Annotated in this window: 10 protein-coding genes and 1 pseudogene; 6 read left to right on the top strand and 5 right to left on the bottom strand. The window is 55.3% G+C overall.

Going from position 1 to position 11,227, the window contains the following annotated elements; genetic code table 11:
• Positions 1-408: 408 nt before the first annotated feature.
• Genes flhB through INF68_RS22315 form a run of 3 tightly spaced genes read left to right on the top strand, consistent with a single transcriptional unit; the run spans position 409 to position 4,020 of the window.
• Positions 409-1,557 carry a flagellar biosynthesis protein FlhB gene (gene flhB / locus INF68_RS22305; RefSeq protein ID WP_126786416.1) on the top strand — a complete coding sequence of 383 codons (1,149 nt, stop codon included), beginning with the start codon at positions 409-411 and terminating at the stop codon, positions 1,555-1,557.
• Positions 1,550-3,628 carry a flagellar biosynthesis protein FlhA gene (gene flhA, locus INF68_RS22310; RefSeq protein ID WP_023312249.1) on the top strand — a complete coding sequence of 693 codons (2,079 nt, stop codon included), beginning with the start codon at positions 1,550-1,552 and terminating at the stop codon, positions 3,626-3,628. The genes flhB and flhA overlap by 8 nt, the downstream gene beginning before the upstream one ends.
• On the top strand, positions 3,628-4,020 hold the full coding sequence (locus INF68_RS22315; protein ID WP_045355962.1) for a flagellar protein FlhE: 393 nt from the start codon (positions 3,628-3,630) through the stop codon (positions 4,018-4,020). Before flhA ends, INF68_RS22315 begins: the two co-directional genes overlap by 1 nt.
• Before the next feature lie 56 nt (positions 4,021-4,076).
• Here INF68_RS22315 and argS read toward each other — a convergent pair whose 3' ends face one another.
• Positions 4,077-5,810, bottom strand: a complete 1,734-nt coding sequence (argS, locus tag INF68_RS22320) for an arginine--tRNA ligase (protein ID WP_126786415.1) — start codon at positions 5,808-5,810, stop codon at positions 4,077-4,079.
• 239 nt (positions 5,811-6,049) lie between these two features.
• Between argS and INF68_RS22325 the strand changes: the two genes are divergently transcribed.
• Together INF68_RS22325 and cutC are read left to right on the top strand one after the other, a co-directional pair.
• Positions 6,050-6,610, top strand: a complete 561-nt coding sequence (locus INF68_RS22325) for a VOC family protein (RefSeq protein WP_109845172.1) — start codon at positions 6,050-6,052, stop codon at positions 6,608-6,610.
• Positions 6,611-6,688: 78 nt separating this feature from the next.
• Positions 6,689-7,432, top strand: coding sequence for a copper homeostasis protein CutC (cutC, locus tag INF68_RS22330; protein ID WP_109845171.1), 744 nt, complete (start codon positions 6,689-6,691; stop codon positions 7,430-7,432).
• Positions 7,433-7,637: 205 nt separating this feature from the next.
• Here cutC and cmoB read toward each other — a convergent pair whose 3' ends face one another.
• The 4 genes and pseudogenes from cmoB to INF68_RS22350 form a co-directional block, all read right to left on the bottom strand.
• Positions 7,638-8,609, bottom strand: coding sequence for a tRNA 5-methoxyuridine(34)/uridine 5-oxyacetic acid(34) synthase CmoB (cmoB, locus tag INF68_RS22335; RefSeq protein ID WP_109845170.1), 972 nt, complete (start codon positions 8,607-8,609; stop codon positions 7,638-7,640).
• A complete protein-coding gene (gene cmoA, locus INF68_RS22340; protein WP_109845169.1) occupies positions 8,606-9,349 on the bottom strand; it encodes a carboxy-S-adenosyl-L-methionine synthase CmoA in 744 nt (247 codons plus the stop codon). Before cmoA ends, cmoB begins: the two co-directional genes overlap by 4 nt.
• Positions 9,350-9,389: 40 nt before the next feature.
• Positions 9,390-9,785: an MAPEG family protein gene (locus INF68_RS22345; protein WP_021240443.1), complete on the bottom strand. Its 396-nt coding sequence runs from the start codon at positions 9,783-9,785 to the stop codon at positions 9,390-9,392.
• Between the two features lie 51 nt (positions 9,786-9,836).
• Positions 9,837-10,184: pseudogene (locus INF68_RS22350) on the bottom strand (DUF72 domain-containing protein); the annotation flags it as partial.
• Between the two features lie 52 nt (positions 10,185-10,236).
• Here INF68_RS22350 and INF68_RS22355 point away from each other — a divergent pair.
• Positions 10,237-11,227, top strand: a 991-nt coding sequence (locus INF68_RS22355) for a recombinase family protein (RefSeq protein WP_193525460.1), incomplete at its 3' end; no start/stop codon positions are given.

Genomic DNA, 11,227 nt, shown 5'->3' on the forward strand with positions numbered 1-11,227 from the left:
CTTGTGGTAAGTGAGTTTCAGGACTAATGTTATATTGATTAATCCCTTTTTGGATTTTCCAGGGTAATGGATAAATAGAGTTTCAATTGCTCTGAATTATTGGATTTACATACTTATATCATTTCTGAAATATTGAGTGGTTAAAATCGACGACTATGTTAATTTTCTTTCGGGATATTTTTTGAATAAGCATTTTTAAAACTTCGCTTAATTCATTTTGTGATATGAAGCGCATCACACAAGTCGGAACAATGTTTGTTCGAACATTACGCGTCCTCTCTTCGCTCTCCCAACGTACGGAGTGCGGTCTTAAACTGAAAAAAAGACCCGGTTATAGGGGTTTATCAGCCCATTGATGAAAGGCGGTGCTGGCATGATACCCGTGACGTAATGGGCTGAGCATGCACTGTGGCAGAAGAGAACGACGACAAAACGGAAGCCCCCACACCCCACCGACTAGAAAAAGCGCGTGAGGAAGGGCAGATCCCCCGATCCCGAGAATTAACCTCCCTGCTGATCCTTATCGTAGGGGTGTGCATTATCTGGTGGGGCGGGGAGTCGCTCGCCCGAAAGCTGGCGGGAATGTTGTCCACCGGCTTACGTTTTGACCACAGCATGGTCAACGATCCGAATCTGATCCTCAGCCAGATTATTCAGCTTATTAAGGGGGCCATGGTCGCGCTGTTGCCCCTGATTACCGGGGTCGTACTTGTCGCGCTGGTCTCTCCGGTGATGCTCGGCGGTCTGGTTTTTAGTGCCAAATCGCTGCAACCGAAATTTTCCAAACTGAACCCGCTGCCGGGTATTGCGAAAATGTTCTCTGCGCAGACCGGGGCTGAGCTGCTCAAAGCCGTCCTCAAATCGGTGCTGATGGGCAGTTCCGCAGGCTTTTACCTCTGGTACCACTGGCCGGAAATGATGCGTCTTATCAGCGAATCGCCTCTCACCGCGATGAGCAACGCGCTGAATCTGGTCGGGCTCTGCGCGCTGCTTGTGGTGCTCAGCATTATCCCGATGGTGGGTTTTGACGTGATCTTCCAGCTTTATACCCACTTCAAAAAGCTGCGCATGTCGCGTCAGGATATCCGTGACGAATACAAGCAGATGGAAGGTGACCCGCACGTAAAAGGGCGTATCCGCCAGATGCAGCGTGCCGCCGCCCGTCGCCGCATGATGGACGATGTGCCGAAGGCCAACGTCATTGTTACCAACCCAACGCACTATTCCGTTGCGCTGCGCTATGACGAAAACAAAATGAGCGCGCCGAAAGTCGTTGCTAAAGGGGCGGGGCTGATCGCACTCCGTATCCGGGAAATTGGCACAGAGCACCGCGTGCCGATCCTGGAAGCCCCTCCGCTGGCGCGTGCCCTGTACCGCCATGCGGATATTGGACAACAGATCCCGGGACAACTCTACGCCGCCGTGGCGGAAGTGCTGGCCTGGGTGTGGCAATTGAAGCGCTGGCGTCTGGCTGGCGGTCAGCGGCCTGTAAAACCTGAAAACCTTCCGGTGCCTGCCGCGCTGGATTTTATGAACGAGAAGGACACTGATGGCTAATCTGGTGGCAATGTTGCGCCTGCCCGGCAACCTGAAATCGACCCAATGGCAAATCCTTGCCGGGCCGATTCTGATCCTGCTAATTCTGTCGATGATGGTACTGCCGCTCCCGGCGTTCATCCTCGATCTGCTTTTCACTTTCAATATTGCGCTGTCCATTATGGTGCTGCTGGTGGCGATGTTCACCCAGCGTACCCTGGAGTTTGCCGCGTTCCCGACCATTCTGCTGTTTACCACCTTGCTCCGACTGGCGCTGAACGTCGCGTCCACGCGTATCATCCTGATGGAAGGTCACACTGGTGCGGCAGCGGCAGGTAAAGTGGTTGAAGCGTTCGGCCACTTCCTGGTGGGCGGCAATTTCGCTATCGGTATCGTGGTGTTCGTTATCCTCGTTATCATCAACTTTATGGTTATCACCAAAGGTGCAGGGCGTATTGCGGAAGTGGGCGCGCGTTTTGTGCTGGACGGGATGCCGGGCAAACAGATGGCGATCGATGCCGACCTGAACGCCGGGCTCATTGCCGAAGATGAAGCCAAAAAACGCCGTTCGGAAGTGACGCAGGAAGCGGACTTCTACGGCTCCATGGACGGTGCAAGTAAGTTTGTGCGCGGTGACGCCATCGCGGGCATTCTGATCATGGTGATTAACGTGGTCGGCGGCCTGCTGGTGGGGGTATTGCAGCACGGGATGGACATGGGCCACGCGGCGGAAAGCTATACGCTGCTGACCATTGGTGACGGTCTGGTCGCGCAGATCCCTGCGCTGGTTATCTCTACTGCGGCGGGTGTGATTGTGACCCGCGTGAGTACCGATCAGGACGTTGGCGAGCAGATGGTGGGCCAGCTCTTCAGCAACCCGCGCGTGATGCTGCTGGCCGCTGCCGTTCTGGGTTTGCTCGGCCTGGTGCCGGGGATGCCAAACCTCGTCTTCCTGCTGTTTACGGCGGGTCTACTGGGGCTTGCCTGGTGGATGCGTGGCCGTGAAACCAAACCGGCAGCGGAGCCTGTTCAGGTAAAAATGCCGGAGAATACCCAGGCCGTCGAAGCGACCTGGAACGACGTTCAGCTGGAAGATTCCCTGGGAATGGAAGTGGGCTATCGCCTGATTCCGATGGTCGATTTCCAGCAGGATGGCGAGCTGCTTGGCCGTATCCGCAGTATCCGTAAAAAATTCGCGCAGGATATGGGCTTCCTGCCGCCGGTTGTTCACATCCGCGACAATATGGACCTGCCGCCCGCGCGCTATCGCATTCTGATGAAAGGTGTCGAAATCGGCAGCGGTGATGCCTATCCGGGCCGCTGGCTGGCGATTAACCCGGGTACCGCCGCAGGCACGCTTCCGGGCGAGCAAACTATCGACCCGGCCTTTGGCCTGGCCGCTATCTGGATTGAAAGTGCCCTGAAAGAGCAGGCGCAAATCCAGGGGTATACGGTTGTTGAAGCCAGTACCGTGGTGGCGACCCATCTTAATCACCTGATTGGGCAATTCTCGGCAGAGCTGTTTGGCCGTCAGGAAGCGCAGCAGCTGCTGGACCGCGTCACGCAGGAGATGCCGAAGCTGACGGAAGATCTGGTCCCGGGCGTGGTGACCTTAACCACGCTGCACAAGGTGCTGCAAAACCTGCTTGAAGAGAAAGTGCCGATCCGTGATATGCGCACTATTCTGGAAACCCTTGCCGAGCATGCGCCGATACAAAACGATCCGCACGAGCTGACGGCGGTGGTTCGAGTGGCGCTGGGCCGTGCGATCACCCAGCAGTGGTTCCCGGGAACCGGAGAAGTGCAGGTTATTGGCCTCGATACGCCGCTTGAACGTCTGCTGCTGCAGGCCCTGCAGGGCGGGGGCGGCCTGGAGCCGGGGCTGGCGGACCGTCTGCTGGCGCAAACGCAGGAGGCGCTGGCGCGCCAGGAGATGCTGGGCGCACCGCCGGTGCTGCTGGTTAACCATGCGCTGCGTCCGCTGCTGTCGCGTTTCCTGCGTCGTAGTCTGAATCAGCTGGTCGTGCTGTCGAATATGGAGCTGTCGGATAACCGTCATATCCGCATGACCGCGACGATTGGAGGAAAATAATGCGTAAATGGCTCTGGATTTTGCTCTTCCCGCTGGCGGCGCACGCTGCCGGGGAGGGCACCTGGCAGGCAAGCAGCATGGGGGTGACCCTCAGCAACCGGGGCGTCGCCATGTCATCTAACCCGCTGTCGCCTTCTGAAGGCGTTTCCGGTCAGATGGGTCTTGTGGTCTGGAATTACCGGCTGATTGGCCCAACGCCCGCAGGGCTCCGGGTGCGCCTTTGTTCTCAGACGCGCTGCACGGAAATCGACGGCGAAAATGGCACGACGCAGGCATTCAACGGCGTACCGGCTATTGAACCTTTGCGTTTCATCTGGGAAGTGCCGGGCGGGGGACGTTTAATCCCGGCGCTGAAAGTGCAGAGTAATTCTGTCATCGTGAACTACCGCTGAAGCTTGAATGAGCAGGAAGGCAAAAAAGAAAACCCGGCGATTGCCGGGTTTTTGTATTACATGCGTTCTACGGTTTCGATACCCAGGGTATCCAGACCCAGCTTCAGGGTCTTCGCCGTGAGCTGCGCCAGCTTCAGGCGGCTGTTGCGGACCGATTCGTTTTCCGCAGACAGAATAGGGCAGTGTTCGTAGAAGCCGGAGAACAGACCCGCCAGATCGTACAGGTAAGCACACATCACGTGCGGCGTACCGTCACGCGCGACAACCGTCAGCGTCTCTTCAAACTGCAGCAGGCGCGCCGCCAGCTGCGCTTCACGATCTTCCGTGATGGTCACTGCCGCATTCGCCAGTACGCTTTCATCAATGTTCGCCTTACGGAACACCGAGAGCACGCGGGTGTAGGCGTACTGCATGTAAGGCGCCGTGTTGCCTTCAAACGCCAGCATGTTATCCCAGTCGAAGATATAGTCGGTGGTACGGTTCTTGGAGAGATCCGCGTATTTCACCGCACCGATACCCACGGCGTTGGCCAGTTTTTCCAGCTCATCGGCAGGCATGTCCGGGTTCTTCTCTGCCACCAGACGGCGGGCGCGTTCCAGCGCTTCGTCCAGCAGGTCGGACAGCTTCACGGTACCGCCCGCACGGGTTTTGAACGGCTTGCCGTCTTTACCCAGCATCATGCCGAACATGTGGTGTTCCAGCGGAACGCAATCCGGCACGTAACCGGCTTTACGCACGATGGTCCACGCCTGCATCAGGTGCTGGTGCTGACGGGAGTCGATATAGTACAGCACGCGGTCAGCATGCAGCGTCTCGTAACGGTATTTCGCACAGGCGATGTCAGTGGTGGTGTAGAGGTAGCCGCCATCCTTTTTCTGGATGATCACGCCCATCGGTTCGCCTTCCTTGTTTTTATACTCGTCAAGGAACACCACCGTTGCGCCTTCGCTCTCTACCGCCAGGTTTTTCGCTTTCAGGTCAGCCACAATGCCGGGCAGCATTGGGTTGTAGAGACTTTCGCCCATCACGTCGTCACGGGTCAGGGTGACGTTCAGGCGGTTATAGGTCAGCTGGTTCTGAGACATGGTGATGTCGACCAGCTTGCGCCACATCTCGAGGAAGTATTGGTCGCCGCCCTGCAGTTTTACCACATAGCTGCGCGCGCGCTCGGCAAAGGCTTCGTCTTCGTCGTAGTGCTTTTTGGCTTCACGGTAGAACCCTTCCAGATCCGCCAGCGCCATTTTACCGGCGTTTTCCTGCTGCTGTTTTTCCAGGTAAGCAATCAGCATGCCGAACTGTGTACCCCAGTCGCCAACGTGGTTCGCGCGGATCACCTTGTGGCCGAGGAACTCGAGCGTGCGCACCGCGGCATCACCGATGATGGTGGAGCGCAGGTGGCCAACGTGCATCTCTTTCGCCACGTTCGGGGCAGAGTAGTCGATCACGACGGTCTGCGCCTCCGGCTGGGAAACGCCCAGACGGTCAGATTTCAGCGCCGCGTCAACGTGGCTTGCCAGGAATGCAGGCTCAAGGAATATGTTAATAAAGCCCGGACCGGCGATTTCGGTTTTGCTGGCAATGCCGGAAAGATCCAGATGCGTCAGTACCTGCTCAGCGAGCTGTCGCGGCGGCATGCCCAGTTTTTTAGCCACTGCCATCACGCCATTAGCCTGATAGTCGCCAAACTGTACTTTTGCTGACTGACGAACCTGCGGTTCGCAATCCGCAGGCGCGCCTGCGGCAATCAGTGCCTGACTGACTTTTTCGGAGAGAAGAGCCTGAATATTCACCTGGATACCTTACGTTTTTGATGCGGGCTTACAACCGCCCGCGCCAGTTAAAGAATTTAGGGCGGGAGTATACTGCAAATGCCCTCTGGCGTCAGCATTGCGGGGCCCGAAGATTGCTCAGAATCCAGGCGTTGAAGGTGTGCATAATCATGCAGTCGCAAAAAGCCGGATTCTGCGGTTGGTCAAAACAGGGCAACAGAGTAAATTAGCGGCTTTGCGACATGAAAAGAGAGTGACTTATGGCGAACTGGCAATCCATTGACGAACTGCATGATATTTCCGCAGATTTACCGCGCTTCACCCAGGCGTTCACAGAACTTGCCACCCGTCTCGGTCTGGAAATCGCGCCGCTTGAGGCCGATCACATCTCTTTGCGCTGTCATCAGAATGCCACGGCCGAGCGCTGGCGTCGCGGGTTCGAACGGTGCGGCGAGTTGCTCTCCGAGAACATCATCAATGGTCGCCCGATTTGTCTGTTTAAGTTGCATGAGCCGGTGAACGTGGCGCACTGGCATTTCAGCGTGGTTGAACTGCCGTGGCCGGGCGAGAAACGCTATCCGCACGAAGGCTGGGAGCATATCGAAATTGTCCTGCCGGGTGAGCCGGAAACGTTGAACGCGCGCGCGCTGGCCCTGCTTTCCGACGAGGGTTTAAGCAAGCCGGGAATTTTTGTGAAGACGAGTTCACCCAAAGGCGAGCGCGAGCGGTTACCAAACCCGACGCTGGCCGTCACTGACGGGCAGGTCACGGTGAAGTTTCATCCGTGGACCATTGAGCAGATCGTTGCCAGCGAAGCGTAAGAGATGTGAGTTCACGCCGGGACTGAAAACGGACGGCGTGTCATGATGTTTCGTTTAGTGGAATTTCAGGAGGATTAAATGGCGCTGCTGGAGATTTGCTGTTACAGCGTGGAGTGTGCCGTGACCGCGCAAAAGCACGGGGCTGACCGCATTGAACTGTGTGCGGCACCCAAAGAGGGCGGGCTGACGCCGTCTTACGGCGTGTTGAAGTCTGCCCGTCAGGCCGTCACCATTCCCGTTCACCCGATTATTCGTCCGCGCGGCGGTGATTTTTGTTACACGGCGGGCGAGTTCAGTGCCATGCTTGATGATATCGCGCTCGTTCGGGACCTTGGGTTTCCAGGGTTGGTGACCGGCCTGCTGGATGAAGACGGCAATATCGATATACCGCGCATGCGTCAGATTATGAGCGCCGCGCAGGGGCTGGCCGTCACTTTTCATCGTGCATTTGATATGTGTAAAGATCCGCTTCAGGCCTTTGAAACGCTTGGAGAACTTGGCGTGGCACGCATCCTGACATCGGGTCAGCAGGCGTCAGCTGAAAAAGGACTGCAATTAATTACGGAACTAAAAGTACATTCCGGTGTTCCAATAATAATGGCGGGTGCGGGAGTCCGCGCCAGCAATCTGGAACGGTTTTTAAACGCAGGGGTAGAAGAGCTGCACAGCTCCGCGGGTAAATGGATACCTTCGCCCATGCGTTATCGCAATACAGGATTGTCAATGTCGACGGATGCTGAAGCGGATGAGTATTCACGCTATGGCGTAGAGGGAGAGTCGGTTGCGGAAATGAAGTCGCTGATTGAGCGCCATCACGTGTAGCAACGTACCGATTTTTACCGCGCATCATGTCGCCCAATATGATGCTTGCTTGTACCAGGCCCCTGCAATTTCAACAGGGGCCTTTTTTTGTCTTTCATGCTTCAAGCCGCAGCTGCGTTGGCCGCCTCGCTGCAACTTGAACTATTTCGGAGAAAACGTGCTACGAGTAGGCCGGGTAAGGCGTAGCCGCCACCCGGCAAAAAGGCTACGGCTTAGTCGCAATCAGCACCGCACGCATCGGGGCTGGATAGCCTTCGATAGTTTTGCTGTGGTCGGCCGGGTCGAGGAATTGCTCCAGCGATTCGGTGATCATCCAGTCGGTGCGGCGCTGTTCCTCGAGCGAGGTCACGCTGACGTCGGCAATCCGCACATCCACAAACCCGCACTTCTCCAGCCAGTTCTTCAGCGCCAGCGCGGAAGGGATGAAGTAAACGTTGCGCATCTGCGCGTAGCGATCGCCCGGCACCAGAACGGCATGTTCATCGCCTTCAATCACCAGCGTTTCCAGCACCAGCTCGCCGCCGCTGACCAGCTGATCCTTCAGTTGCCACAGGTGTTCAAGCGGGGAACGACGATGGTACAGCACGCCCATGGAGAAGACAGTATCAAAGGCTTTCAGGGCAGGGAGTTGTTCAATGCCAAGCGGCAGCAGGTGCGCGCGCTGGTCGTTACCCAGCAGCTTGCGCACCGCTTCAAACTGGCACAGGAACAGCTGCATCGGGTCAATTCCTACCGCCAGCTGCGCGCCCGCGCCAATCATGCGCCACATGTGGTAACCGCTGCCGCAGCCCACGTCCAGAATGGTACGTCCCGTCAGGTCGGAAAGGTGAGGCAGAACGCGATCCCATTTCCAGTCCGAGCGCCATTCGGTATTGATGTTCACGCCGTAAAGTGAAAACGGCCCTTTGCGCCACGGCATCAGGTTACGCATCAGCGTTTCGATGCGGTTGATCTGTCCGGCCGGAAGCGGCTCTTCGCTCTCGGCGGTTACGCTGTGCAGAAGATCCAGACGATGCGGGGTCAGTTCGGGCAGAAACTCCACCGCATTTGACCACTGCTTTAACAGGCCGTGCTGCTGATCGCGCTGCCAGGCCGCAATCTGCGCGGGCAAGGTTTCCAGCCAGTGGGAAAGCTGGTTTTTGGCAATCAGCTGATAGAAGTTGCTGAATTCGATCATGCGGGTTCCCCCGCTTTCAGCGCCACCAGAGAGCCAAAGTTAAAGCACTGGAACCACAGTTCGCTGTGCTCAAACCCGGCTTTGCTCAGACGCGCTTTGTGGGTTTCTACGGAATCCGTCAGCATCACGTTTTCGAGCATGCTGCGCTTCTGGCTGATCTCCAGCTCGCTGTAGCCGTTCGCCCGTTTGAAATCGTGGTGCATATTGAACAGCAGTTCGCCAACCTCGGCATCTTCGAAGCTGAATTTCTCCGAGAGCACCAGCGCGCCGCCGGGATTCAGTCCCTGATAAATTTTGTCCAGCAGCAGCTGGCGGTCTTCAGGCACCAGGAACTGCAGGGTGAAATTCAGCACCACCATCGAGGCGTTATTGATCTCAATCTCGCGGATATCGCCTTCCACCACGTCTACCGGAACAGGGGCTTTATACGCGTCAATGTGGCGACGGCAGCGCTCAACCATCGCCGGGGAGTTATCGACGGCAATGATTCGGCAGCCTTCCTGGTGAACGTTACGACGAACCGACAGCGTTGCCGCGCCGAGCGAGCAGCCCAGGTCATAGACGTGCGTGCCGGGTTGAACGAAGCGCTCAGCCAGCATGCCGATCATAGAGATAATATTGGAATAACCGGGAACAGAGCGCTGGATCATATCCGGGAAGACTTCGGCTACCCGTTCATCGAAGGTCCAGTCGCCCAGGCTGGCGATAGGCGCGGAAAAAAGCGTGTCGCGATCTGACATAACGTAAAAATCCGGGAAAAATAAAGTGGCGTATTGTGCGCTAATGGAGGGAGAAAACCAACTCCCACGGCATATACCACAGGTTAGCCAGCACCATCAGCAAAAGCGAACACCAGGTCGCACTCATGCCGGAACGACGCCAGCGGATTAAGCGGTGGTGAAAACCGTAATAGTGCATCAGGCGGCCAGCAATTAGAAGCAGGCCACAGATGTGCACCATCCAGGTTTCTGCGCCATTCATCTCCATAAACAGCAGCAGGATTAAGGCTGCGGGGATGTATTCGACCGCGTTGCCATGAATGCGGATAGCGCTTTGTAGCTCGGAAAATCCGCCGTCACCGTAAGAGACGCGGTACAGCGTTCTGAGGCGCACAACATCAAATGAAAACTTAATCAGCAGTAATGCACCTAACACCGCATACAGCGCGCTGACCATACAAACTCCCTGTTTTTGGCAGATGGCACTTCACTATGATAGGGGGTGATATCAGAAAAGAGAAGATTGTTGTGGGATGGAAGGGGCGCTGCCCACGGACGGCACCGCAGCCTGCAAGGCCTGCCAAAGAGCATCGACCAGTTCGGGGGCCTGGGCGATATCCGGCGTATGCAAAAAGAGATACGGCGTGGTGGTGTGTTCCCACTTCGCTAACGTTTGCAGCCAGACGGCGAACATCGCCTGATTTTGCTGCATGTTATCGCTGCCGATATACCTGACCATTGGGTTATGCGCAGTAACGATGGCGTGGACCGGCACTTTCGGTTTTTTACGCTGAGCTTCAACGATGGCTTCGCAATGGGGCACAGCGCTGTGCACCGGGCGGCTATCGAGGATTACACCTTTCTTATGATACACTTGTTCAATCTCTTCATAACCCATCATAAACCCCATGCCAAAAGCAATCTCATACATACGATTTTCTACAAAAATTCAATCGGTTGGTGATTCTACTAAGCGTCAAAGCAAGTACATTAACGATTGGTTGAAACGAAATCCCGATTACTATTTAGACGAATCATTACGTTTTCAGGATTTGGGTATAAGCGGCTTCTCCGGTGCTAATGCTAAGTCAGGTGCATTTGGTGAATTTCTAGCCGCTGTGGAATCTGGCTACATTGAAGCGGGTTCAGTTCTTCTTGTCGAGTCATTAGATAGAGTAAGCCGTCAGGACATCGACACAGCCGGAGAACAGCTTAGAAAGATTCTCAGGTCTGGCGTTGAAGTGGTGACACTTGTCGATAATGAGTGGTACACGAAAGAAAGTCTGAAAGATTCACTGTCCATGATTAAAGCGATGTTGGTCATGGAGCGAGCACATGAAGAATCAGCGATGAAATCTACCCGTTTAAGGTCTGTATGGGCTGCTAAAAGAGAACGGGCTGCTAAAGGTGAAATCATGTCTAAGCGTTGTGCAGCATGGTTAAAGGTCTCTGAAGACCGTTCACACTTTGAATTCATCCCTGAGAATGTGAAAGCTGTTCAACGTGTCTTTCAGCTACGGCTAGAGGGCTTGTCTCATATCAAGATAGCTAAACAGATGAATGATGAAGGTTTCTATACCCTTAACCAGCATAAATCCGTGAAGGGGGGCTGGTCTCAATCATCGGTCACAGAATTACTTTCCAACCGTTCAGTGATTGGTTTCAAAGTTCCTTCTAAATCAATGGCTGTAAAGGGGGTTTCAGAGATACCAAACTATTACCCCTCAATAATCACCGATGAACAATTCTACGCTGTACAGCAGCTTAAACAGGGTTCAGGGCGCAAACCCTCATCTGACCTACCTCTGCTAACGAATCTCTTCAAAGGCGTTCTCAGGTGCTCTGAATGTGGCTTTATTGTCGTTGTTGCGGGTGTCTCTGTGAAGTGGTCAACAAAAA

It is taken from the genome of Enterobacter cloacae complex sp. P16RS2 (assembly GCF_014982155.1).
GTDB lineage: Bacteria > Pseudomonadota > Gammaproteobacteria > Enterobacterales > Enterobacteriaceae > Enterobacter > Enterobacter cloacae_M.

Coding starts and splice junctions, on each gene's coding strand:
- cutC (WP_109845171.1), top strand. CDS start 6,689: ATGGCGCTGCTGGAGATTTGCTGTTACAGCGTGGAGTGTGCCGTGACC.
- INF68_RS22325 (WP_109845172.1), top strand. CDS start 6,050: ATGGCGAACTGGCAATCCATTGACGAACTGCATGATATTTCCGCAGAT.
- cmoA (WP_109845169.1), bottom strand. CDS start 9,349: ATGTCAGATCGCGACACGCTTTTTTCCGCGCCTATCGCCAGCCTGGGC.
- cmoB (WP_109845170.1), bottom strand. CDS start 8,609: ATGATCGAATTCAGCAACTTCTATCAGCTGATTGCCAAAAACCAGCTT.
- INF68_RS22345 (WP_021240443.1), bottom strand. CDS start 9,785: ATGGTCAGCGCGCTGTATGCGGTGTTAGGTGCATTACTGCTGATTAAG.
- INF68_RS22315 (WP_045355962.1), top strand. CDS start 3,628: ATGCGTAAATGGCTCTGGATTTTGCTCTTCCCGCTGGCGGCGCACGCT.
- flhA (WP_023312249.1), top strand. CDS start 1,550: ATGGCTAATCTGGTGGCAATGTTGCGCCTGCCCGGCAACCTGAAATCG.